Annotated in this window: 22 protein-coding genes; 5 read left to right on the top strand and 17 right to left on the bottom strand. The window is 72.6% G+C overall.

The window, feature by feature from the left end; all coding sequences use genetic code 11:
- Nucleotides 1-174: 174 nt before the first annotated feature.
- Nucleotides 175-1,470 carry a bifunctional glycosyltransferase family 2/GtrA family protein gene (locus EDF40_RS07590; RefSeq protein WP_123338528.1) on the bottom strand — a complete coding sequence of 432 codons (1,296 nt, stop codon included), beginning with the start codon at nucleotides 1,468-1,470 and terminating at the stop codon, nucleotides 175-177.
- Between the two features lie 122 nt (nucleotides 1,471-1,592).
- Between EDF40_RS07590 and EDF40_RS07585 the strand changes: the two genes are divergently transcribed.
- Nucleotides 1,593-2,423, top strand: a complete 831-nt coding sequence (locus EDF40_RS07585) for a helix-turn-helix transcriptional regulator (RefSeq protein ID WP_123338529.1) — start codon at nucleotides 1,593-1,595, stop codon at nucleotides 2,421-2,423.
- A gap of 67 nt (nucleotides 2,424-2,490) precedes the next feature.
- On the opposite strand, the gene EDF40_RS07580 is transcribed toward EDF40_RS07585, so the two are convergent.
- From EDF40_RS07580 to EDF40_RS07545, 8 genes are all read right to left on the bottom strand, one after another.
- Nucleotides 2,491-2,979, bottom strand: a complete 489-nt coding sequence (locus EDF40_RS07580) for a hypothetical protein (RefSeq protein ID WP_123338530.1) — start codon at nucleotides 2,977-2,979, stop codon at nucleotides 2,491-2,493.
- 300 nt (nucleotides 2,980-3,279) lie between these two features.
- Complete coding sequence (locus tag EDF40_RS07575; RefSeq protein ID WP_123338531.1) at nucleotides 3,280-3,825, bottom strand: hypothetical protein; 546 nt, start codon at nucleotides 3,823-3,825, stop codon at nucleotides 3,280-3,282.
- A gap of 48 nt (nucleotides 3,826-3,873) precedes the next feature.
- Nucleotides 3,874-4,143, bottom strand: a complete 270-nt coding sequence (locus EDF40_RS07570) for a hypothetical protein (protein WP_123338532.1) — start codon at nucleotides 4,141-4,143, stop codon at nucleotides 3,874-3,876.
- A gap of 131 nt (nucleotides 4,144-4,274) precedes the next feature.
- On the bottom strand, nucleotides 4,275-5,852 hold the full coding sequence (locus tag EDF40_RS07565) for a cell wall metabolism sensor histidine kinase WalK (protein WP_123338533.1): 1,578 nt from the start codon (nucleotides 5,850-5,852) through the stop codon (nucleotides 4,275-4,277).
- Nucleotides 5,849-6,571: a response regulator transcription factor gene (locus EDF40_RS07560; RefSeq protein WP_123339010.1), complete on the bottom strand. Its 723-nt coding sequence runs from the start codon at nucleotides 6,569-6,571 to the stop codon at nucleotides 5,849-5,851. Before EDF40_RS07560 ends, EDF40_RS07565 begins: the two co-directional genes overlap by 4 nt.
- Before the next feature lie 35 nt (nucleotides 6,572-6,606).
- Nucleotides 6,607-8,781, bottom strand: a complete 2,175-nt coding sequence (locus EDF40_RS07555; protein WP_260212495.1) for a glycosyltransferase family 39 protein — start codon at nucleotides 8,779-8,781, stop codon at nucleotides 6,607-6,609.
- 234 nt (nucleotides 8,782-9,015) lie between these two features.
- Nucleotides 9,016-9,828 carry a fructosamine kinase family protein gene (locus tag EDF40_RS07550; protein ID WP_123338534.1) on the bottom strand — a complete coding sequence of 271 codons (813 nt, stop codon included), beginning with the start codon at nucleotides 9,826-9,828 and terminating at the stop codon, nucleotides 9,016-9,018.
- 44 nt (nucleotides 9,829-9,872) lie between these two features.
- Nucleotides 9,873-10,721 carry a LysR family transcriptional regulator gene (locus EDF40_RS07545; RefSeq protein ID WP_123338535.1) on the bottom strand — a complete coding sequence of 283 codons (849 nt, stop codon included), beginning with the start codon at nucleotides 10,719-10,721 and terminating at the stop codon, nucleotides 9,873-9,875.
- Nucleotides 10,722-10,792: 71 nt separating this feature from the next.
- Here EDF40_RS07545 and EDF40_RS07540 point away from each other — a divergent pair, with 71 nt between their 5' ends.
- Together EDF40_RS07540 and EDF40_RS07535 are read left to right on the top strand one after the other, a co-directional pair.
- Nucleotides 10,793-11,716 carry a DMT family transporter gene (locus EDF40_RS07540; RefSeq protein WP_111084731.1) on the top strand — a complete coding sequence of 308 codons (924 nt, stop codon included), beginning with the start codon at nucleotides 10,793-10,795 and terminating at the stop codon, nucleotides 11,714-11,716.
- Nucleotides 11,713-12,582 carry a UbiA family prenyltransferase gene (locus tag EDF40_RS07535; protein ID WP_185002877.1) on the top strand — a complete coding sequence of 290 codons (870 nt, stop codon included), beginning with the start codon at nucleotides 11,713-11,715 and terminating at the stop codon, nucleotides 12,580-12,582. The genes EDF40_RS07540 and EDF40_RS07535 overlap by 4 nt, the downstream gene beginning before the upstream one ends.
- Nucleotides 12,583-12,645: 63 nt before the next feature.
- Here EDF40_RS07535 and EDF40_RS07530 read toward each other — a convergent pair whose 3' ends face one another.
- The 3 genes from EDF40_RS07530 to EDF40_RS07520 form a co-directional block, all read right to left on the bottom strand.
- Nucleotides 12,646-13,827 (bottom strand): NAD(P)/FAD-dependent oxidoreductase, encoded by a 1,182-nt coding sequence (locus EDF40_RS07530; protein ID WP_123338537.1) that lies wholly within the window; start codon nucleotides 13,825-13,827, stop codon nucleotides 12,646-12,648.
- A gap of 10 nt (nucleotides 13,828-13,837) precedes the next feature.
- The gene (locus EDF40_RS07525; protein ID WP_148053762.1) at nucleotides 13,838-15,070 is read right to left on the bottom strand and encodes an acyltransferase; all 1,233 of its coding nucleotides are present in this window, start codon (nucleotides 15,068-15,070) and stop codon (nucleotides 13,838-13,840) included.
- Nucleotides 15,071-15,159: 89 nt separating this feature from the next.
- The gene (locus EDF40_RS07520; RefSeq protein WP_123338539.1) at nucleotides 15,160-15,732 is read right to left on the bottom strand and encodes a TetR/AcrR family transcriptional regulator; all 573 of its coding nucleotides are present in this window, start codon (nucleotides 15,730-15,732) and stop codon (nucleotides 15,160-15,162) included.
- Nucleotides 15,733-15,841: 109 nt separating this feature from the next.
- Here EDF40_RS07520 and EDF40_RS07515 point away from each other — a divergent pair, with 109 nt between their 5' ends.
- Nucleotides 15,842-16,747 (top strand): SDR family oxidoreductase, encoded by a 906-nt coding sequence (locus EDF40_RS07515; protein ID WP_123338540.1) that lies wholly within the window; start codon nucleotides 15,842-15,844, stop codon nucleotides 16,745-16,747.
- A 99-nt stretch (nucleotides 16,748-16,846) separates the two neighbouring features.
- Here the strand turns inward: EDF40_RS07515 and EDF40_RS07510 are convergent, their stop codons facing one another.
- From EDF40_RS07510 to EDF40_RS07500, 3 genes are all read right to left on the bottom strand, one after another.
- A complete protein-coding gene (locus EDF40_RS07510) occupies nucleotides 16,847-18,181 on the bottom strand; it encodes an NAD(P)/FAD-dependent oxidoreductase (RefSeq protein ID WP_260212497.1) in 1,335 nt (444 codons plus the stop codon).
- Between the two features lie 67 nt (nucleotides 18,182-18,248).
- Nucleotides 18,249-18,797: a dihydrofolate reductase family protein gene (locus EDF40_RS07505; RefSeq protein WP_123338542.1), complete on the bottom strand. Its 549-nt coding sequence runs from the start codon at nucleotides 18,795-18,797 to the stop codon at nucleotides 18,249-18,251.
- 19 nt (nucleotides 18,798-18,816) lie between these two features.
- The gene (locus EDF40_RS07500) at nucleotides 18,817-19,344 is read right to left on the bottom strand and encodes a hypothetical protein (RefSeq protein WP_123338543.1); all 528 of its coding nucleotides are present in this window, start codon (nucleotides 19,342-19,344) and stop codon (nucleotides 18,817-18,819) included.
- Nucleotides 19,345-19,427: 83 nt separating this feature from the next.
- Here EDF40_RS07500 and EDF40_RS07495 point away from each other — a divergent pair, with 83 nt between their 5' ends.
- On the top strand, nucleotides 19,428-20,174 hold the full coding sequence (locus EDF40_RS07495) for an alpha/beta hydrolase (RefSeq protein ID WP_311316752.1): 747 nt from the start codon (nucleotides 19,428-19,430) through the stop codon (nucleotides 20,172-20,174).
- A gap of 153 nt (nucleotides 20,175-20,327) precedes the next feature.
- Here the strand turns inward: EDF40_RS07495 and EDF40_RS07490 are convergent, their stop codons facing one another.
- On the bottom strand, nucleotides 20,328-20,714 hold the full coding sequence (locus tag EDF40_RS07490) for a VOC family protein (RefSeq protein WP_260212498.1): 387 nt from the start codon (nucleotides 20,712-20,714) through the stop codon (nucleotides 20,328-20,330).
- A 61-nt stretch (nucleotides 20,715-20,775) separates the two neighbouring features.
- The gene (locus EDF40_RS07485) at nucleotides 20,776-21,783 is read right to left on the bottom strand and encodes a LacI family DNA-binding transcriptional regulator (RefSeq protein ID WP_123338544.1); all 1,008 of its coding nucleotides are present in this window, start codon (nucleotides 21,781-21,783) and stop codon (nucleotides 20,776-20,778) included.
- Nucleotides 21,784-21,805: the final 22 nt, after the last annotated feature.

The raw sequence follows: 21,805 nt of genomic DNA, 5'->3' as shown, positions 1-21,805 counted from the left end.
GCGCGGTGCGGCGCACCGTGCGCGCCTGTTCGGCTGGTGCGAGGTTGCCCGCTCGGTGCGCTGTTGTTGCCCTGCACGGAGCGTGAAACCCCGCACGGGATGGGCCACACCGCACGGTGCGACGGGCCGCGCGGGCCGAACGACGCCGCACCGAGTGGCCAGCCCGGCACGGTGTCAGGCCGCGCGCTCGCCGGTCCGTTCGTCGACGGCGATCGGCTCCGTCACCGCCGTGCTGGCGTCGGCGGCGGGGGTCGTGCCGGGGCGGATGAGCTCCGGTCGACGGCGGCCGCTGCGGAACACCCACGCCTTGAACAGCACGAACCGGACGCAGGTCGCGACCAGGTTGGCGGCCGTCAACACCACGATCTCGGCACCGTGCGACGCTCCCGGCACGCTGCTGTGCAGCACGACCAGCGACCCCGAGGTGATCGCCCACGCGATGCCGAACACCACCAGTCCCTGCACGTGATGTCGCCCGGCTCCGGCACGCCCCCGCACACCGAACGTGAACCGCCGGTTGAGCGCGGTGTTGCCGATCGCCGTCAGCAGCAGGGCCAGGAAGTCCGCGGTCTGCGCCCCGATCGCCGGACGGAACAGCGCGTACAGCACCGCGAACGCGACGGTCGACAGCACCCCGATGGCGCCGAAGCGCAGCACCTGCCCGAGGAACCCGACGTGCGGTGGCGTGAACGGACGGCGGCCGATGGTCTCGTACACGGCACCCACCGGCACCCGCCCGCTGGCGATGCCCCGCGAGACGCGCCACATGCCCTTGAGGTCCTCGGTGGCAGTCGAGGCGATCTGCACCGACGAGTTCACGTCGTCGACCCAGTCCACCGGGACCTCGTGGATGCGCAGTCCCGCGTGCTCGGCGAGGACGAGCATCTCGGTGTCGAAGAACCACGCGTCGTCCTCGCACAGCGGCAGCAACTGGTCGGCCGCCCGCTTCGTGACGGCCTTGAACCCGCACTGCGCGTCCGAGAACGACACCCCCATCGTCGTCCGGAGCAGCAGGTTGTACGAGCGGGAGATGAACTCGCGCTTGCTGCCCCGCACCACCCGCGACGAGTCCGCCAGCCGCGTGCCGATCGCCAGGTCGGAGTGCCCGGAGAGCAGCGGCGCCACGAGCGGCTCGAGTGCCGCGAGGTCCGTCGACAGGTCCTCGTCGACGTACACGAGCACCGTCGCCGGAGACGCACCCCACACGGCCTTGAGTGCCCGCCCACGACCCTTCTCGGGCAGGTGGACCGCGTGCACGCCGGGCAGCATGGCGGCCAGGTCGTCGGCGATCCGCGCGGTGTCGTCGGTCGAGGCGTTGTCGGCGATCGTGATCCGCCAGGTGTGGTGCAACGACGTCCGGCAGAACGTGTGCAGGCGTCGCACGTGGGCCGCGAGCGTGTCCTGCTCGTTGTAGCAGGGGACGACGATGTCGATGTCGAGGGTCTGGTTCGTCTCCGTCATGCCGCTCATGCTCGGCAGCGGGCACATGCGGACCGAGGCAGTGCGCTGTGCTCCCGGTAAGAACGGCGTTCGGCGACCGTTCACGTCACGGTCGAACACGACAGGTGTCGCGCGGATACGGTCGACGGACGATGACGACCGAGCGCGACGACGCACACCGATCGGCGGTGCTGCTCCCGGGGGAGCGGCTCGGCCTGGCGCTCGACGAGCGGTGTCCGGAGTTCGAGGAGCTCCTGCTCACGCCTCCGCTGCACGGCATCCGACCGGCCGGCCACGACTGGCTGCGACGCCGGTACGCCGAGATCGTCCCGCTCGTGCTCCCCGCCGCGCTGCGGGCAGTCGAGCGCGGTGAACCCGTCGACCGCGAGTGCCTCGCTCAGCTGCGCGCGGTGGCGGCCGCGAGCGCCGAGGACCCCCGCGTCGACGTGTCGGTCGTGCTCCGCGGGGCCCTGCCGGCGATCCGGGTCTTCGCCCTCGTCATGCACACGGCCACCCGCGACCACGCCGTCACGCTCGACCACGCCGGCCGGACGATGCTCGCGATGAGCCGCGCCTCGCTCGTCGCGCACGAACTCGGCTCGTGCTGGGCCGAGGCCTGGGCCGAGCAGCGACGGCGATCGGCGGGCGAGTCCGCGGCGGCGGTCACCACCGGGGAGATCGACCTCGTCGCCCGTGCGCCCGGCCTCGACGAGACCGAGGAGCAGATGCTCGCGCTCGCCGCGCAGGGGCTCTCCAACGACGAGATCGCGAAGGAGACGGCCTACAGTCGCCAGGCCGTCGCGTGGCACCTCGGACGGCTGATGAAGTCGTGGAAGGCGCCGAACCGGACGGCACTGGTGTCGGTCGCCTTCGTGAAGGGGTGGATCCGTGCACGGCGTGAGGTCCGCGGTGCAGCACGGACCTGGCCCCCGGCGATCGAGCCCGCCGCCGAGCGTCCCGCCACGCACGACGACGCCCCCTGAGACCGTGGTCCCCGGGGGCGTCGGTGCAGCGCTGGCGGATCAGCGCTGGCGGATCAGCGCCGGCGGATCAGCCGCCGTTCACGTGGATGACGTTGTCGATGCGTTCGATGTTGCCGAACGCACCCCAGTTCAGCCAGCCGCCGTCACCGTTGTTCGTGATCGAGCCGGGGCCCTTGAACCAGTAGATGACGTAGTTGCCGCCCTTGATGTCGATCGACTGCGCGTCCGCGACGTCGCCGGACACCGTGATGTCCTGGTTCTTGTTGACCACCGCGACGGTGAGGCGGTCGGGGTTGCCGGCGTTCCAGTAGCCGACGTCGAGCGCGGCCTGCACGGCGCCGCCGCGGTCGCTCTGGTCGTTCACCGCGTCCTTGATCGCGTTCACGATCGCGACCGGGTCGAAGTTCACGTTGACGTTGCCGCCGACGGAGGCCGAGGTGCTCGGTGCGGGTTCGGCGGCCTGTGCCGGTGCCGCGACGAACGCCCCGGCGATGACGGCGCCACCGAGGGCGGTGCCGGCGAGGAGCTTGACGGACTTGCGCTTGAACGAGTTCATGATCGTGTTCCCATCTCTGCGGTGGTGACCCGTGTGGGTCGTCCAGCTCGGACAGGACCCAGCCTGCGTCGCCGGGTGCCGGGTCGCACGCGTTCGACCCCGACGTTGGACGATCGTCTGACGATCCGGTCGGTTGCGCCGGGCGTGTGCCATCCTCCGGCGCGGGCTGCTGGTGGCGTGTGAAATGCGACGCTGGTAGGGTCAGATCTGCTCGTTGCGTTGAGCTTCGAGAAGTGGACCCGGGACCCATCCGGACGGTTGGGCGCTCGGGTCTTGCGCTTTCCCGGCGAGTTCTGCGGATCAGACGTCGACGACCGTGACGACTGACCCGCAACGCCGTCTCCAATCGCCGCCCTTCGCCCACGCCCAGCCGAGGGCATCAGGCAACGCCAGGAGTGGCTCGTGCGCGGCGGTCTCGTGTCGGTGTGTGAACGCGGCGGGGTCTTCGCCCGCGTGCACGGCTTCGACGATCCACTGCCGGTCCTTCCGGACGAGGGTCTCGTCGAGCTCGAAGCAGACGTCGGCGGTCGGTCCGTTCCCGATCGACTCAACGAGGCGCCGGATGCACGACGAACGACGCTGCATGTCCGTGCGGCCGTCCTTCGGCGCCCGGAAGATCGTCACCTCTGGATCGATCGGTGCGATAGTCGCGAGGATCAGGCGGCGACGTGCGTCGCTCTCCTTGCGCATGTGCAGCCGTGACTGTCCGCGCAGGATGAGCGCGGAGACGGATGTGCGCGCCGGGCGGAGCTGCGTCCTCGGCAGCGTGACCGCGACGAGCAGGTAGTCCCGGACCTTGGACTCGTCGACGAAGACTGCTCGGCGCTGATCGTGCCCATCACCCATGGCCGCCTCCCCTGGCGTACCACTCTACATATCAGTCAGCGAGCATTGTCAGTGTGGCAGCAGGATCTGCACGATCGCGACGACTGCGAGGACCGCGATCGGCACGCCCGCGATCCACATCCCTGCACGGACCTGGGTCCGGCGGATCGTCGGCGGTGCGTGGGAACTCCGGGCGAACTCGGTCGCTGCGACGAGCTCGGGTGCGGCCGCCGGCGGCGCAGGTTCGGGCTGCGGACGGTCGTCTTCGAACGCGGGCACTTCGACCACGAGTTCCGACGGGTCCGGGCGGCCCGGAAGCTTGCCGTACTCCTTCGTCATGCGACCAGTATGCGACGCCGTCGGGATCGGCATCCTTCGTGAGCAGGAACGGTCGAGTGGCGCCGGAGCACGCGACCATTTCTGCTCACGAAGCGGGCGAGGCGGACGTCACGAAGCGGGCGAGGCGGACGTCACGAAGCGGACTGCCCCGGCAGGTCCACCGTGAACGCCGTCCGACCGGGGCCGGAGGCCACCCGCACGCTCCCGCCGTGCGCCGACACCACGGCCTGCACGATCGCCAGCCCGAGGCCGCTCGTCCCCTGTCCCTGCGCACGGGTCCGCGAGGCCTCACCCCGGGTGAACCGGTCGAACAGGGTCGGAAGGGCTTCCGAGGGGATCGGCGGCCCGTCGTTGGCCACGACGAGGCGAGCGGCCGCACCAGCACCGGACGGCCCCATCCGCTGCAACGACACCACCACCGCGGTGCCGGTCGGGGTGTGCGTCCGGGCGTTCGCGAGCAGGTTCGTCACGACGCGGCGCAGCTGCTCCGCGTCGCCCGTCACGGTCAGCGGGTGGTCGTCGACGATCTGCAGGGTCCACCGGTGCCCGGGCGCGGTGGCCCGGGCGTCCATCGTCGCCTCGACCACGATCGAGGTCAGGTCGACGGGTTCGCGCACGATCGGGGACACCGGAACCCCGGACGCCAGGGCCGTCGCGTCGAGCCGCGCGAGCAGCAGGAGTTCCTCGACGAGGTCGCCCATCCGCACGGCCTCGCGGCCGATCCGGTCGACGTTCCGGTGGATCGCGTCGAGGTCCGACGAGCGCGCGGTCAGCTCGGCGTAGGCCCGGACGGTCGCGATCGGCGTCCGCAGCTCGTGCGAGGCGTCAGCGACGAAGGTCCGCATGCCGGCCTCGGCGTCGCGGCGCACCGTCAGGGCCCGGGCGACGTGCCCGAGCAGCCGGTTCAGCGCGGTACCGACCTGCCCGACCTCGCGGTTCGCGGTGAGGTCGGCATCGGCGACCCGCACCGGGATGTCGGTGTCGCCGCGTTCCAGGTCGAGGTCGGTCACCCCGGAGGCGACCGCGGCGACGCGTTCGAGCGGTCGGAGGGACCGCCGCACGAGCAGCGCGAGGGCCCACGCGGCGACGACGAGGCCCAGCACCGTGACGATCCCGATGACGAGCAACAGGCGGGCGATGGCGGCGTTCAGGTCACCGAGGGGGAGTGCGGTGACGAACACGTCGCCGTCGTCCCCGACCGCCTGCACACGGTAGGTGCCGAGCGAGCCGAGGTCGATCGTCGCCGGGTCGGCGCCGCTGTCGACCGCGGTGAGCGTCTGCCGTTGCGCCGACGACAGCCCGTGCTGGTCGCCGTCGCTGTCGGTGTACCCGCCGAGCACGACGTCGCCGTCGCGGACGATCGCGACGACGGTGCCGGCGGACTGGCCCGGTGCCCCGATGAAGGCGTTGTCCGGATCCGGACGGTCCGACGACGATCCCGACGACGATCCCGATGACGACCCAGGCGGCGGGCCGGTGGGAGCGTCCGCACCGTCCCGGCCGCCGACGGTCCGGTTCGCCGCCGTCGACAGCTCCGCGTCGAGGCGGTCGACCAGGTACCCCCGGAACGCGACGACGGTCACCGCTCCGACGACGACGTTCGTCGCGACGAGCAGGAGCGCGACGGCAGCCACGACCCGCCACCGCAAGGACGGCACCCGTCCGGCGCGGGTCGGACGGGCCCGGATCGCCTTCGTCGATCGGCTCACGTCGTCGGCCGCAAGACGTACCCAGCCCCGCGCACGGTCTGCAACATCGGCTCGCGTCCGGCGTCGAGCTTCTTCCGCAGGTACGACACGTACATGTCGACCAGGTTCGACGACGACCCGAAGTCCATGCCCCAGACGCCCGCGAGCAGCTGTTCCCGCGAGAGCACCCGGTTGGCGTTCCGCGCCAGGTGCCGCAGCAGCTCGTACTCGGTCGGTGTGAGCTCGATCGGTTCGCCGGCACGGCTGACGGCGCGGGCGTCCTCGTCGAGGCGGAGGTCACCGACCACCACCTCGGCGCTCCCGCCCACCGCTGCGACCCGAGCAGAGGTCCGTGCCAGGATCCGCGCCCGGACGAGCAGCTCGTCGATGCCGAAGGGCTTCGTCAGGTAGTCGTCGCCGCCGCCGGTGAGTCCGGCGAGCCGGTCCTCGGGGGCGTCGCGCGCGGTGAGGAAGAGCACACGGACGGCGTCGCGGGAGTCGCGGAGGCGCTCGAGCACCTCGAACCCGTCGATGTCCGGCAGCATCACGTCGAGGACGATGACGTCGGGTTGGAACTCCCGCGCGGCGAACAGGACGTCGCGTCCTCGGTGCACCGCCCGCACGGCCCAGCCGTCCCCCTCGAACGCGAGGGCGACGGCGTCGGCCAGGGCGTGCTCGTCGTCGACGACGAGGGCGCGGACGGGGGTGCCGTCGGTGCGCTGCAGCGGTTGGCCGGTCACGTCCGCGAGCCTATCCACCGCGCCCCCGTCGTCGATCACTTGGCGGTGCTCAGGTCGTAGACGGTCTGCCCACCGACCGTGGTCGACTCGTAGTTCGCCGCGACCCACTCCTGGATCGCCGAGGCGGTGGACGACCCGCCGCCCATCCCGCCGCCACCGGAGCCGGAGGAGACGTAGTACCCGATGTCCCCGTCGGCGACGTACGCCTTGAACTGGGCGAGCGTGGGTGCCGGGTCGCTCGACCAGCCACCGATCGCCATGACGGCGGTGTCGGTGTCGAGCTCGAGCTGCGCCGCCGACTGCGATCCGTTGACGGCGGCCGCCCACTTCGCGTCGGACGCCTCGAGCAGCTCCTGCAGGGCGGACGAGGTCGACGCACCTTCGCCACCGCCCCCGGTCTGGAGGCCCGTCCCCGACCCACCCTCGGAGGTCGCGTCGTCCGTGCCGTCCTGGCCACTGCCCGGTGCCGTGCCGGACGTGCCGTCCGGCATCTCCGGCGCCTCGCCGGACGCGCCCTCCGGCGGGGTCCCGCCGGGACCCTGCTGGGAGTCGGACGTGCTGTCGGAGCCGCCGTCGTCGGAGCCGGAGGCCGACCCACCCGGTCCGCCCGTGCCTCCCGGGAAGCCACCGGTGCCGCCGCCCATCCCACCGGAGCTGCTGCCCGCCGGACCGACGCTCGGGATCGAACCGGAGTGCGCGACGGTCGTCGTGGCGAGGGCGTAGGCGGTGGTGCCGGACAGCCCGAACAGGGTGCCGGCGAGCACGCCGACCGTGACGAGCTTCCGCAGCGTCGGGATGCTGCCGATCACGATCAGCGCTGCCGACAGCAGGCCGCCGGCCAGCATCACCCAGCGGAGCCAGGGCAGCCACGTCGGGTTCTCGTTGAGCAGGCACCAGCCCCAGAAGGCGGTGATGCCGATCATCGCGGCGAGGCCGATGCGGCCGAGGAAGCGTTCCCGTGCGTGCCAGAGCAGTGCGCCGCCGGTGCCGACGAGTCCGGCGATCGCCGGTGCCAACGCGACCGTGTAGTACGGGTGGATCGTGCCGGACATGTACGAGAACACGAGTCCGGTGACCAGGAGCCAGCCGCCCCACAGGACGAGTCCGGCGCGGGCCGGGTCGGCCAGGTGACGGCGTCCGACGACGACCAGCCCGACGACCAGGGCGATGAGCGCTGCGGGCAGGAGCCACGAGATCTCGAGCCCCATCTCGGACGAGAACAGTCGGTTCAGGCCCGTCGAGCCACCGAAGGAGCCACCCGCGGTGCCGCCGGTCATGCCGCCGCCTCCGCCGCCGTTGCCCGAGCCGCCGAAGATCCGACCGAGGCCGTTGTAGCCGAACACCAGGTCGAGGACGGTGTTGTTCGTCGAACCGCCGATGTACGGGCGGGACTCGGCAGGCCACAACCACACGGCGACGACCCACCAGCCGGCCGACACCACGAGGGACCCCGCGGCGATGAGCAGCCCGATGACGCGCTTGCCCCAGGTGGTGCGGGCGGCCAACAGGTAGACGAGGCCGAAGGCCGGTAGGACGAGCAGCCCCTGCAGCATCTTCGTCAGGAACGCGAAGCCGAGGGCGACCCCGGCCAGGGCGATCCACTTCCAGCTGCCCCGCGGCAGCGCCCGCACGGTGCAGTACGCGCCGGCGGTCATCAGGAACACGAGCATGGCGTCCGGGTTGTCGAAGCGGAACATCAGGGCCGCCGCCGGCGTGGCCGCGACGACGAAGCCGGCGAGCAGCGCGCCGACGTTCGCGGTGGTGGTGCCGACGCGGGCGAGGGTGCGACGGACCGTGCCCCACACCAGCGCGACCGAGCCCACGGCCATGAGCGCCTGGGGGAGCAGCAGACTGAAGCTCGAGAAGCCGAACAGCCGCGCGGACAACACCATCACCCAGAGCGACGCCGGGGGCTTGTCGACCGTGATGAAGTTCGACGAGTCGAGGGAGCCGAAGAAGAACGCCTCCCACGACTTCGTGCCGGCCTGCACGGCGGCGGCGTAGAAGCTGTTGGCGTACCCCGAGACGCTGAGGTCCCAGAGGTACACCACGGCGGTCACGGCGAGGAGCGCCCAGAACGCCGGCCGGAGCCAGCGGGCGTCCTCGCGCTCGCCGAGGAACAGGCGGGCGAGCGGCTTGCGACGCCGATCCTGCGCGTCGGTGTGCGCGGCATCGCGTCGATCGGTCACGGGTACCGGGTACGTGGTCATGTCGATGAGCATCCGGGGCGTTCCCCGAACGCGGCACTGTGCCGGCTGTGCGCGGCCTAAGGAACGTCGGGCGCGGCTGGCGCGGCCGGCGCGGCCGGCGCGGCCGGCGCGGCGGGCGCGGCGCACCGTGCGCGGTCGTCCGGCCCGTGCGGGGTTGACCGCTCGGTGCGCGGTTGTAGCGCCGCACGGAGCGCGCAACCTCGCACCGAGCGAGAGAACCCGCACCGTGCTCGGTCAGGCGTACCGGTGCGCCGCGTGCAGCGCGGCCCCCGTGTAGGTCCCGCCGAACAGGAACACGTGCAGCAGCAGCGGCGCGAGCTGGTGGAGTTCGACGCGCTCCTGCCAGCCGTCGGCGAGCCGCGACTCCCGGTCGTAGGCGGCGAGCACCGTCTCGAGGCGCGGCAGCCCGAACAGTCCGAGCAGCGCGAGATCGGTCTCGGCGTGCCCGCCGTGCGCGATCGGGTCGATGAGCACCGCGCCGGTCGGTTCGGGCGCGTCCGTCGGCCAGAGCACGTTGCCGGCCCACAGGTCGCCGTGCAACCGCGCGGGACGGTCCCCCACGAGTGCGGGCTGCGGCGACCCGAGCGTGCCGTCCTGCACCCGGTCGGCGACCCGGTCGAACACGGCCGCCTGGGCGTGGTCGAACCCGCCGGCGTCGACGATGCGGCGGACGAAGTCGCGGATCCGGTACTCGGCGAAGAACTCACCCCAGGTGGCCGGTGCGTGCGCTGCGTCGACGAACGGGGTGCGAGAACGGCCCATCCGGAGCGCGGAACCCGTCGCCCAGCCGGCGGGCGGTGCGCCCCAGTGGTCGGCGCCGGCGGCGTGGGTGTGCGCGAGGGAGCGTCCGAAGCGCTCGGCCTGTGCGGCGGTGGGGGAGCCGTCGGAGATCAGCTCGAGGTCGAGCACGGTCGGGGTCGGCCGGCCCAGCACCCGCGCGATCCTGGTGCCGCCCGCGTCCTCGGCCTCGGCGAGCCAGCCGAGGCCGGCGGCTTCGGCTGCCGCTTCGTCCGGGGTGGTGAAGGTCTTCACATGCGTCTCGGCCATCGGTCCATCCTGCCGGGGGTCCCCGTCGTCCGTTCAGCAGGTCGTCAGACCGCGTCGACCAGCGCCCTCGCCAGCGGGTGCCACTCGCGCGACGACGGGCCGCTCAGCACCAGGGTCCGCTCGAGGCGCCGCGCCATCGGCACCATCACGAGGTCCGGCGGCAGCATCACCCGGCCGAGCGTCGGCACGATCGAGACGCCCTCGCCCCGTTCGATCATCCCGAACATGGTGCTCATCTCCCGCACGCGGTGGGCGTACCGGAAGGGGCGTCCGTCGAGCTCGTGCAGCTTCTGGATCTGGTACTCGCACCCGCCGCCGCCCGCGACCAGGCCGTCCTCGTGCAGGTCGTCGAGCGTGAGCGCGGGCAGCTCGGCGAGCGGGTGGTCGCGCCGCACGACGGCGGCCATCTCGTCCCGGGCGACGACGACGCCCCCGGCCGGCACCGGCGCGGGGTCGACGAGCACGGCGGCGTCCACGGTGCCGCTCTCGAGCCACTCGGGCATCTCGTCGTCGTCGCCCTCGTAGACCTGCACGTCGACGTCGGGCAACGTCACCGCCCACAGCTCGCGGAGCCGCGGCAGCAGGCCCTGGCAGACGGTGGGGACGGCCGCGAGTCGCACGGTGCCGCGCGCCGTGGCGGGCCGGACCACTGCCTCCAGGGCGTCGACCGAGGCGAGCACGCTGCGGGCGTGGGCGAGCAGGCGGTCGCCCAGGGGTGTCGGGACGGCGACCGCACCGCGCCGGACGACCGGGCCGCCGACCTCGCGCTCGAACCCGGCGACCGCGTGCGAGACGGCCGACTGGCCGACGCCGAGCGCGGAGGCCGCGGACGTGAACGACCCGGCGTCGAGCGTGGCGACGAACGCACGGAGCTGGGGGACCGAGACGGTCATGCGTGCTCCTCATGACGGCATGAACCCCATGCGTTTGCCGCATGGGCGTTGGTGGTTCGACACTAGGCCACATGAACGCCCTCCTCTACGGTCTCGTCGCCCTCACCTGGGGGTCGAGCTTCCTCTTCGCGAAGATCGGCCTCGACGGACTCGCACCGCAGCAGGTCGCCACCGTGCGGACCGTCCTGGGCGGCGTGACGCTCGTCGTGCTGCTGCTCGCGACCCGTCGGCGCTGGCCGCGGGAACCCCGCGTGTGGGCGCACCTGGCGGTCGTCGCGTTCTTCCTGAACGCCCTGCCGTCGTCGCTGATGGCGTGGGCCGAGCAGACCGTGCCGTCCGGGCTCGCGAGCATCTACAACGCGACGACCCCGATCATGACGCTGGCGGCGCTCGCGGTGCTCGTGCCCTCCGAACGGCTGCGGGGCCGGCAGGTGGCCGGGATCGTGGTCGGCATCGTCGGGGTGCTGGTGCTCGTCGGTCCGTGGGACCTGCTCGGCGACCCGGCCGTCCTGGCGAGCGTCCCGGGGCAGGTGGCGTTGCTCGGCATGACCGCCTCCTACGGCATCGGGCTCGCCTACCTGCGGCGGGTGGCGGTGGGCAGCGCGTACGACCCGGTCACGATCGCGACGGTGCAGCTCACGCTGGCGTCCGGCATGCTCCTGCTGGTCGCGCCCGCCATCGCCACCGGCCCGGTACAGCTGGACGGGAGGATCGTGGCCGCGATGGTCGCGCTCGGTTGCGTCGGCACGGGGCTGGCCTACGCGTGGAACACGCGCCTTGTCCAGGCGTGGGGCGCCGGTCGGGCGTCGACGGTCACCTACCTGACGCCGGTGGTCGGCGTGGCGCTCGGCGTGCTCGTGCTCGGTGAGCGCGTGCGGTGGAACGAGCCGGTGGGCGGACTGGTCGTGCTGCTCGGCATCGCGCTGGCCTCGGGAGTGCTCGGCCGTCGGAGTCTGCGTCGCCCGGCACGCCCCGCCCGTACGCTGGCCGGGTGACCTCCGGCCGGGACCCCCATGTGGTGCGACTGCTGTTCGCCTCGTCCCACCCTGGCCCGACGGTCACGGTCACGGTGCTCGCCGCCGTCATCGCCGCGGCGGTCGGACACCCCGTGTGGCTCGTGCTCCTGGTCGCGCTGACGGTGGTCGCCGGGCAGCTGTCGATCGGCCTGGCGAACGACTGGATCGACGCCGACCGCGACCGTGCCGTCGGCCGGAGCGACAAGCCCGTCGCCCGCGGGCTCATCGCGGTCGAGACGGTCCGCACGGCGGCGTTCGTGACCGCCGGGGTCGCCGTGGTCCTCTCGCTGTTCCTCGGGCCCGTCGCCGCCGTCGCGCACCTGGTGCTCGTGGCCGCCGGGTGGGCCTACGACGCCGGGCTGAAGCGCACCGTGTGGTCGGTCGTGCCGTTCGTCGTCGCCTTCGGTCTGCTGCCGGTGGTCGCGGTGGCCGCCGGTCCCGAAGCGCTGTGGCCGGCGTGGTGGGCGATCGCCACCGGCGCGGTGTTCGGTGTCGCGATCCACTGCACGAACGTCCTGCCCGACCTGGTCGACGACGCGGCCACCGGGGTCCGTGGGTTCCCGCACCGCCTCGGGCTCCGGGGAGCCGGGATCGTCGCGTTCGGGTCGCTCGTCGTCGCGGCCGGCCTGGTGCTCGGCGGACAGGTGCTCGGTGACGACCCGGTCCGCGGCGTCGGGGTCGTACTGGCCGTGGTCGGAGCGGTCGTCGTGCTGGCGCTCGCCGTGGTGGGCGTCCGGCTGGTGCTGGCGGGACGGGCGTCGCGGACCCTGTTCCGACTCGTCATCGCGTCGTCCCTGGTGCTCGTCGTCGAGCTCGGGTTCGCCGGGGCGCGACTCGTCGCCTGACGCACTTCCGTGCGGGCACCGCGCGGCTCGCCTGACGCGCTTCCGCGGCGCCGACGCGAGCCGTCAGGCCCAGCGCATGGCGTAGAGCCGGGCCAGGCCGTGCGCGGTCGGCAGCGACAGGACCGTCCGGAGCAGCGCCTCCCGTCCGATGGTGGAGACGGCGCCAAGCGGGCGACCGAGCCCCATGTTCGCCTCGGCCTGCCGGGCTGCACGGCGGGCGGCTGCCTGGCGGCGGGCGGCGTAGCCGGGCCACGGTCCGGCCACGCCGGTCCGGACCGCGCCGGCGAGCAACGGCGCGAGCTCGGCCGCGTCGAGCCAGCCGAGGTTCATGCCCTGCCCGCCGATCGGGCTGATCTCGTGGGCGGCATCGCCGACGAGCACCACCCGGCCGACCCCGACGCGGTCGGCCGCGCGGCGCCGCACCCGGAAACCGCTGAGCATCGTGCACGAGGCCGGTTCCGGGACGATGCCCGTGCGTGCGGTGACGATCGCGGCCAGTCGTGCCGCCGTCTCCGGGTCGGGGGTCGCGCCACTCGGGGCGAACGCCAGCGAGTCGGGCACGAGGGCGACGTACCGGCGCCGACCGTGCGGCAGAGGGAAGGACTCGACGACGCCTCCGGGTCCGACGTCCACCAGGGCGGCGGTCCGGGCGTCGGCGCCCTCGGGGTCGGCGAAGTCGCCCATCACGTAGCGGTCCGGGTAGTCGCGTCCGGTGGTGCCGATGCCGAGCAGGTCACGGACGACGCTCCGTGCGCCGTCGGCCCCGACCACGAAGGCGGCGCGCACGGCAACCACATCGCCGTCCGGGCCGGTGCCGACCGCGTCGACGTGGTCACGGTGCCGGGACAGCGCGGTCACCGTCGTCCCGGTGCGCAGCGCTGCCCGGTCGACAGCGGCCAGCCGGTCCCGCAGCAGGGACTCGGTGCGGTGCTGGTCGAGCGTCGCGACGTACGGGTGGGTGTCCGAGGCACGGTCGAAGGTCAGCGTGCCGAGCGTCCGCCCCCGGCTCCGCGCGACGCCGGTGCGCACGAGGGTCGCCTCGGCGAGCACCGGGACGTCCAGGCCGATCTCGGCGAAGGCGTCGAGCGACGGCGGGTGGATGCCGATGGCACGGGAGCCCTCTGGTGGACCCGGGCGACGCTCCCACACCCGCACGGCGACGCCCCGGGCAGCCAACAGCGCGGCGAGGAACAGGCCGACGGGACCACCGCCGACGACGAGGACGTCGGTGCGCTCCGTGGTCACGGGCCCGAGCCTACGGTCGGGCGGTCGAGGTGCGTCCAGCTGTGCCGCTCGTGCGCAGACGGTGCCGGAGACGTTCGACCGGGACCTCGACCGCGTAGGCGGCGCCGATCGACACGAGCAGCACCGCGCCGACCAGCCCGACCGTGCCCCACGCGCCGATCGCGAACGTGCCGAGCAGCGCGATGACGAGCGGGTGCCACAGGTAGGCCGAGTACGACACCCGTCGTCCGAACCACGCCACCGGGGTCCAGCTCAGCGCGGTGGCGACGGGCGAGCGCACCGACGCCAGGCCACCGATGAGCACCGCCGCGATCACCCCGGTGACCGGCAGGACGACGCCGAAGGTCCAGGCGTGCTGCGTCCAATCGTCGTCGATCCAGAGCAGCACACCCGTCAGGAGTGCGAGGCCGGTCCAGGTCGCGACGTGTCCGGCGATCCCGGCTGCCCGGACGCGCACCCGTTCGTCGTCGAGCAGCAGCGCGAGCGCGCACCCGATCGCGAGCGGCACGACGCCGAGCACCGGCGAGAAGTACACGTCGGGGGTGGCACCGCCGCTCGGGGTCCGGTAGCTCGCCCACGACGCCGCCGACGCTCCGACGACCAGGACGCCGAGGCCCGTCAGCAGCCAACGCCGTCGGGCCCGCAGCGCCGCGAGCAGCACGAGGACCGGTGGCCAGACCAGGTAGAACTGCTCCTCCATGGACAGGCTCCACGTGTGCGCGAACACACCCTGCGTGGTGTCCCAGAACGCGCGGAAGAGGTTGCCGGTGTAGGTCAGGGCGATGACCCCTGCCTCGCCGGCCGAGAACGACGCGCCCTTGTAGTCACCGACCCAGTTCCACAGCAGCAGACCCACCGCGACGAACACGAGCAGCGCGGGGTACAGCCGGAGCAGGCGCTTGAGCCAGAACGACCCCAGCCGGACACGACCGGTGCGTCGGCGCTCGCCGAGCAGCAGCGTGGTGATCAGGAAACCGGACAGCACGAAGAACACCGTCACGCCGATGAAGCCGCCCTCGAACTGCGGGACGTGCAGGTGGTACAGGACGACGGCGAGGATCGCGAGGGTCCGGAGTCCGTCGAGGGCGGGTGCGCGATGGGTGAGCGGGGGCGGTGGCGTCCGGCCCGTCGGGTCGCCGTCGGTCCGGCCCTGCGCGGTCGTCGCGTGGCCGGGCGTGGTCGTCGCGTGGCCGGGCGCGGTCGTCGCGTGGACCCGCTCGGGCGAGAGCACGTCGGTCGTCACGGGCACCTCCTGCACGATCGGTCGGCCGCGACGGCGGGACGCGTCGTGACCGGATCGTTACATGATGCGCGCGGGAGGTAAGAGCCGTCTCAACGCGCGGAGCGCACCAGTGTCGTCAGGGCGTCGAGTCGTTCGTGCACGATCGCAGCGAACGGACGCTCCTCACCCGGAGCGATCCACTGGGCGAAGGACAGGTGGAACACCGTCACGGCGGTCTCGGCGGCCATCGTCGCCGCCGGTTCGGGGACGCCGCGCTCGCGCATGACCTCGCCCAGGCGTGCCTTCAGGGTGGCGAGCTTGCCGAGCTCCCGTTCGCCGAGCGCTGCGTTCGCGTCGATGATCGTCTGCCGGGCCCGCGACCACGACCGGCGGTCCTCGGGGAAGAAACCGGCGGCGGCGTCGAGGGCGCGACCGACCAGGTCGAACGGCGCCGCGTCGGCCGGGGCGGCCGTGATCGGGTCGACGAACATCGCGAGGAAGTCGTCCTGGCCGGCGAACAGGACCTCGCGCTTGTCCGCGAAGTGCCGGAAGAAGGTGCGCTCGGTGACCTCGGCCTCGGCGGCGATCCGCGCGACAGTGGTGCCGTCGTAGCCCTCGGACGCGAAGAGCTGCAGCGCGACCGCCTGCAGTCGTTCACGCGTTCCGGGTTGCCATCGAGCCATGCGCAGAGTCTACCGATCAGAACGACTTGATGACAGCGGCTGACATCGAGTGCTACGGTGATGTCAGTTCATGACATCATCGCCGTGGACACCTGCGAAAGGACCACTCATGCACGTGTTCGTCACCGGGGCCTCCGGCTGGATCGGCTCCCACACCGTCGACGACCTGCTCGCCGCCGGCCACGCCGTCACCGGGCTCGCCCGCTCCGACGCCTCGGCCGCGGGGCTCGAGGCGAAGGGCGTCACCGTCGTCCGGGGCGACCTCGACGACCTGGACGCCATCCGCCGCGGAGCCGCCGAGGCCGAGGGCGTCCTGCACCTCGCCAACAAGCACGACTGGGCGAACGCCGCCGCCACGAACGCCAGCGAGCGGGCCGCCGTCGAGACCATCGGTGCAGCGCTCGTCGGCACCGACCGCCCGTTCGTCCTCGCGTCGGGCGTCGCCGGGCTCGCCCAGGGCCGCCCCTCGACCGAAGCGGACGCCAACCCGTTCGTCGGCCCGGAGAGCATGCGCGGCGGCAGCGAGAACCGCGGCTTCGACTTCGTCGACCAGGGGGTGCGCACGATCGCGGCCCGGTTCAGCCCCACCACGCACGGCACCGGTGACCACGGCTTCATCGCCGCGATCGTCGGGGCAGCCCAGCAGCGCGGCGTCTCGGGCTACGTCGGCGACGGCACCAACAGCTGGTCCGCCGTGCACGTCACCGACGCCGCCCGGCTCGTCCGCCTCGGGCTCGAGCAGGCCCCGGCCGGCACGCGGCTGCACGCCGTCGCCGAGACCGCGATCCCGACCCGCGCGATCGCCGAGGCCATCGGCGAGGTCCTCGGGCTGCCGGTGACCTCGATCGACCCGGCGGACGCGGACGCGCACTTCGGGTTCATCGGCCGGTTCTTCGGCATGGAGATGTCCGCCACGTCCGAGGCCACCCAGGAGCTCCTCGGGTGGGAGCCCACCGGGCCGGGGCTGCTCGAGGACATCGCCGCCGGCGCCTACTCCGGCGTGCGGGTCGCGTAGGCGGCGCGGAGCACTCGCGGATGGTGAGCAGAAATGGTCGGGTCCCGTCTCCGGACCCGACCATTCCTGCTCACGAAGCGAACGCCGCGAACCCCCGCGTTACTCGGACTTCTGCATCTGCCACGGCTCCGGCTCGCGGTCGCCGTTCGGGCGCACGGGCCGGACGTCGCCGACGATCGGGATCGCGCGCTTCCGCATGAACCACAGGTAGCGGACGAAGAAGTGCGACAGCGTCGACAGCCGGTTGCCGTTGCCGAGCAGCGACGCGATGTGCACCGCCACCCACGCCAGCCACGCGACCGGCCCGACGAGCGTGATGCCACCCCGCAGCTGCGCGACGGCGGCGTTCGTGCCGATGGTCGCCATCGTGCCCTTGTCGAAGTACTTGAAGTGCTCGGTGGGCTTGCCCTCGAGCAGACGCTTGATCTGCTTCGCGACGTGCCGTCCACCCTGCAGCGCCGGCTGGGCCAGCTGCGCGAGGGCCTCGGACTGCGCCGCGATGTCGCCGGCCGAGAAGATCCGCTCGGCGCCGTTGACGCGCAGGTCGTCGCCGACCTGGATGCGTCCGCCGCTGGTCTGCGGCAGGCCCCAGCCCGAGACCTCCTTGTGGGCGGCGACGCCGGTGGCCCAGATGACCTGCGAGGCGGGGATGAACTCGCCGTCGGCCGTCATCACGCCGTCGGTCTTGACCTCGGAGACGCCGGTGTTCAGCCGGAGGACGACGCCGCGCTTCCGCAGGACCTTGGCCGCGTACCGGCGCAGGCGCGGGGCGAACGGCTTGAGCAGTTCGCCGCTGCGGTGCACGAGGGTGATGGTGATGGCGCCCTTGTCCAGCTCGGGGTACGCCCCCTCGAGTGCCTGGTCGCGGAGCTCCGCGAGTGCGCCGGCCATCTCGACGCCGGTCGCGCCGCCGCCGACGATGACGATCTTGATCTCGTCGGGACCCTGGTTCGCGGCAGCCTCTTCCAAGCGGGTGAACAGCTCGTCGCGGATCCGCAGGGCCTGCGAGCGGGAGTACATCGAGTACGCGTACTCGTAGGCGCCCGGGGTGCCGAAGTAACTCGTGTTCACGCCGTTCGCCAGCACCAGGTAGTCGTAGTGCAGGTGCTCGCCGTCGGACATCTCGGCGATGCGTTCGTCGTTCCGGATGCCGGTGAGCAGGCCGTGCCGGAACTCGGCGTTGTCCTGCTTGGCGCGCAGGCTGCGCAGGAAGTACGTCACGTCGCCGGCGTTCAGTCCGCCCGTCGCCACCTGGTACATGAGGGGCTGGAACATGTTGTAGACGTGCCGGTCGACGAGCGTCACCCGGACGGGAGCGTCCGCCAGCTCGCGCATGGCAGCGACACCGGCGAATCCACCGCCGACGATGACGACGTGCGGGCGGGTGTCCTGGGGCATGCTGATCCGGCTTTCTTCGGTTCGTGAGGTGGTCACCCACGAGGGTACGCGCGCTGTGGACCGCTCCCGTCCACTGCCGACCGGGAGGCCCGGGTCGGCTCCGTCAGGCGTCGAGCCGTGCGTAGGTGCTCACGACGTTCCCCTTGCTCGTCACGGTGCTGTCGACCAGCCGCAGGCGCGTGGCCGGGTCGGTCGGCTCGAAGAGCTTCCGGCCGGAGCCGGCGATCGCCGGGTGCACCATCAGCTGGAGCTCGTCCAGGAGCCCAGCGAACAGCAGGTGCCGGACGACGCTCACGCTGCCGCACACCGCGATGCCGGCGCCGTCGCGTTCCTTGAGCTCGCGGACGAAGGTGTCGAGGTCGCCCGGGATCCTGGTGGAGTTCTGCCACGTCAGGTCGTCGCCGAGCGTCGTGGAGGCCACGTACTTCTCGATCGGGTTGATCCACTGCCCGAAGCCGTCGTCGGGGTGTGCCGGCCACCACTCGGACCACTCGAGGTAGCTGTTCCTGCCGAGCAGGACGGTGTCGGTGCGCGCCATGAACGCGCCCATCCCGGCCCCGAGCTCGTCGTCGAAGCTGTCGTACTGGAACTCGTACGGGTCCTGCACGACGCCGTCGACCGACGTGAACAGCCCTGCGGTGACCTTGCGCATGGCCGGAGCGTACTGCGGATCAGCTGCCGGTGCCGCTGTCGCTGCTGCTGCTGCCGTCCGTGCCGCTGCCGGATCCGTACCCGGGGAGCTGCCCGGTGCCGTTGCCCGGGAACTGGTTCGTGCCGCCGTTGGTCCCGCCGTTCGTGCCGGGCACCTGCGTCGTCGACTGGGACTGGTCGCCACCGATCGCATGCCCGATGGCGAAGCCGATGCCACCGCCGACGAGCAGTGCTGCGAGTCCGACGATCGCAGCCAGGACGGGCCAGAACCACGGCGGCTTCGGTGCGCTCTTCCGGTTCGTCGGGGCCGAGGCGCCGTACCACGGGGTGGCGCCGTTCGGGTCACCGGCGTTCCAGGATCCGGCGTCCGACCGGTAGGGCTGCTGGGCGTACTGGTTCGGTGCGGGTGCGGGTGCGGGTGCCGGCGCGTCGAGGGTGGCGGTCGAGGTCGGCGTCGGGGCCGAACCCCAGCCGGCCGGTGCCGCTGCCGAGGGAGTGCGGGCGGCGTTGCCCGGCTCGTGGCCGTTCGTGGGAGTGGTGTCGCTCATGGAAGGCAGTGCACACCGCGCCCCTATGTGTGGCCGATGACGAGCCTGACGCAGTGCTGCGAACCGCCGCGTACCCTCGGGGCGTGCGCGATGAGCTGGAGACGGACCCGACCACGTCGCGGACCGAGGCGGCGCGCACGGGCCGACCCGTGCCTCCCGGCATCCCGCTGGTGCGACGCGCGAGGTGGGCCGCACTCGACTGGTGGTACGCGATCTCGTGGCAGGTGCGGAGCCTCGGGCCCACCACCGCTGACGACTACCGGACCGGCGACGGCCAGCCCGTCGTCGTGATCCCCGGCGTCTACGAGACCTGGCACTTCATGCGGCCGCTCATGGACGCCCTGCACGACCGCGGGCACCCGGTGCACGTGCTGCCGGTGCTGCGGCACAACCTGCGGCCGGTGCCGGACTCGGCGCGCGATGTGTTCGCGTACCTCGAGGAGCACGACCTGCGGAACGTGCTCGTGCTCGCGCACAGCAAGGGCGGGCTCATCGGGAAGTACGCGATGACCCAGCTCGACGACCACGGCCGCATCGACCGCATGGTCGCCGTGTCGACGCCGTTCGCCGGGTCGGGCTACGCGCGACTGGCTCCGGTACGGCACCTGCGGGTGTTCCGGGCGGCCGACCCCGTGCTGGCCGGACTGGCGCGGGAGCTCGACGCGAACGCCCGCATCACCTCGGTCTACGGGGTGTTCGACACGCTCATCCCCGAGGGCAGTGAGCTGTCCGGGGCGACGAACGTGCGGCTGCCGGTGGGCGGGCACTTCCGGATCCTCGGTGACGCCCGCACGCGCGCCGCGGTCCTGGCGGCCGCCGCCCCGGCCTGAGGCGCGCCCGTCCCGCCCCCGTCCTCGTCCCGCCCCGTCCCCGTCCTCGAGGTTCCGAAATCTCGGCATGTCGGCGCTCGGATCGCCGCAGTGCGGAACCTCGACGGAGATCACCCGGCGTGTTGTGGAACCTCGGGGCGCGGCCAACCTGTCTCAGGCCCCGGGCAGGAACAGGCAGAACGGGTGCCCGTCGGGGTCGAGCAGCACCCGGACGTCGTCCTGCGGTTGGAACGCGGCCTGTGTGGCACCGAGCTCCTCGGCTCGGGCGACGGCTGCCGGCAGGTCCTCCACCTGGAAGTCGAGGTGCAGCTGCATGCCGGGGGCGTCGGCGGTACCGGGCCAGGTCGGTGCGACGTACTCGGGCTCGTGCTGCACGGACAGGCCGGGGCCCTCGGCGGGCCGGATGCGGGCCCAGGTCGGGTCGTCCTCGTACACGGTCCACCCGGTCAGGGCGCCGTAGAACCGTGCGAGGGCGATCGGCTCCGGGGACTGCAGGACGGTCGCGGCGAGCGTCGGCATCGAGGCGTCTTCGCTGGTCATGCCGCGCAGCGTACGCCGATCAGCGATCAGCGATCAGCGATCAGCGATCGGCGGACAGCGATCAGCGGTCGGCGACGCTCGCGCGCTCGACGATGCGGTGCGGCACCACCACGGTCTCGGGCGGCAGGCTCCGGTCCTCGATCCGTCGGGTCAGCAGGTCGAGTGCTGCCGTCGCGAACGCCCGCCGGTCGAACGACACCGTGCTGAGCGCGGGGATCGCGTACGCCGCACCGTCGATGTCGTCGAACCCGATGACGCTGACGTCCTCGGGGACGCGGACACCTCGGGCGGCCAGGACGTGCAGTACGCCGAAGGCGATCGAGTCCGTGAAGGCGAACACGGCGTCGGGCAGGGGGTGCGCGTCGAGCCAGGTCGCGAACGCCGTCGCCGCCGAGCTCGTCGTCCAGGACGGCAGCGGCACCCGCAGCGCCGGGTCCGGTTCGATCTCAGCAGTGGCGAGCGCGGCGAGGTACCCGCGCTCCCGCAGCTCGCTGGTGGCGGTGGGCTCGGACGCCCGGGCGGCACCGACGACCGCGATCCGGCGGTGGCCCCGGGACACCAGGTAGGCGGTGACCTGCTCGGCGGCGGCCCGGCTGTCGACGTGCACCTGGTCGACGTGCTCGGGTTCGACCTCGCCGATCACGACGGTCGGCGGGAGCCCCTCGGTCGATGCCAGGACGCTCGCGCTCAGTGACACCGGGTTGAGCACGAGGCCGTCGACGAGGTGGGCGCGGGCTCGTGAGACGAGTTCGCGCTCGCGGGCCGGGTCGTTGCCGGTCTGGTCGAGCTGGACGACCCATCCGCGTTCGCGGGCGAGTTCGACGAACCACTGCGCGAGTTCGGCTGAGTAGGCGCTGCCCATCTCGGGCAGGGTCAGGGCGATCGCGCCGGAGCGGCCGTTCCGCAGCCCGCGGGCGGACAGGTTCGGCACGTAGTCGAGTTCGGCGACGGCCCGCTCGACGCGCTCGCGGGTCTCCGGGCGCACCACCACGCCGCCGTTGATGACGTTGGAGACGGTCTTCGGCGACACCCCGGCGAGGGTGGCCACGTCCCGCACGGTTGCGCGCATCGGGACGAGCGTAGCGCGGGCC

The sequence above is a fragment of the Curtobacterium sp. PhB170 genome (genome assembly GCF_003752345.1).
Lineage (GTDB): Bacteria > Actinomycetota > Actinomycetes > Actinomycetales > Microbacteriaceae > Curtobacterium.
This window is presented reverse-complemented; position numbering and strand designations above follow the sequence as displayed.

Bases quoted from the DNA above. Each gene is read 5' to 3' on its own strand.
- EDF40_RS07505 (WP_123338542.1), bottom strand. From the start codon at position 18,797: ATGCGCAAGGTCACCGCAGGGCTGTTCACGTCGGTCGACGGCGTCGTG.
- EDF40_RS07555 (WP_260212495.1), bottom strand. From the start codon at position 8,781: ATGACCACGTACCCGGTACCCGTGACCGATCGACGCGATGCCGCGCAC.
- EDF40_RS07585 (WP_123338529.1), top strand. From the start codon at position 1,593: ATGACGACCGAGCGCGACGACGCACACCGATCGGCGGTGCTGCTCCCG.
- EDF40_RS07590 (WP_123338528.1), bottom strand. From the start codon at position 1,470: ATGAGCGGCATGACGGAGACGAACCAGACCCTCGACATCGACATCGTC.
- EDF40_RS07540 (WP_111084731.1), top strand. From the start codon at position 10,793: ATGAACGCCCTCCTCTACGGTCTCGTCGCCCTCACCTGGGGGTCGAGC.
- EDF40_RS07550 (WP_123338534.1), bottom strand. From the start codon at position 9,828: ATGGCCGAGACGCATGTGAAGACCTTCACCACCCCGGACGAAGCGGCA.
- EDF40_RS07580 (WP_123338530.1), bottom strand. From the start codon at position 2,979: ATGAACTCGTTCAAGCGCAAGTCCGTCAAGCTCCTCGCCGGCACCGCC.
- EDF40_RS07485 (WP_123338544.1), bottom strand. From the start codon at position 21,783: ATGCGCGCAACCGTGCGGGACGTGGCCACCCTCGCCGGGGTGTCGCCG.
- EDF40_RS07570 (WP_123338532.1), bottom strand. From the start codon at position 4,143: ATGACGAAGGAGTACGGCAAGCTTCCGGGCCGCCCGGACCCGTCGGAA.
- EDF40_RS07545 (WP_123338535.1), bottom strand. From the start codon at position 10,721: ATGACCGTCTCGGTCCCCCAGCTCCGTGCGTTCGTCGCCACGCTCGAC.
- EDF40_RS07490 (WP_260212498.1), bottom strand. From the start codon at position 20,714: ATGACCAGCGAAGACGCCTCGATGCCGACGCTCGCCGCGACCGTCCTG.
- EDF40_RS07515 (WP_123338540.1), top strand. From the start codon at position 15,842: ATGCACGTGTTCGTCACCGGGGCCTCCGGCTGGATCGGCTCCCACACC.
- EDF40_RS07575 (WP_123338531.1), bottom strand. From the start codon at position 3,825: ATGGGTGATGGGCACGATCAGCGCCGAGCAGTCTTCGTCGACGAGTCC.
- EDF40_RS07520 (WP_123338539.1), bottom strand. From the start codon at position 15,732: ATGGCTCGATGGCAACCCGGAACGCGTGAACGACTGCAGGCGGTCGCG.
- EDF40_RS07500 (WP_123338543.1), bottom strand. From the start codon at position 19,344: ATGAGCGACACCACTCCCACGAACGGCCACGAGCCGGGCAACGCCGCC.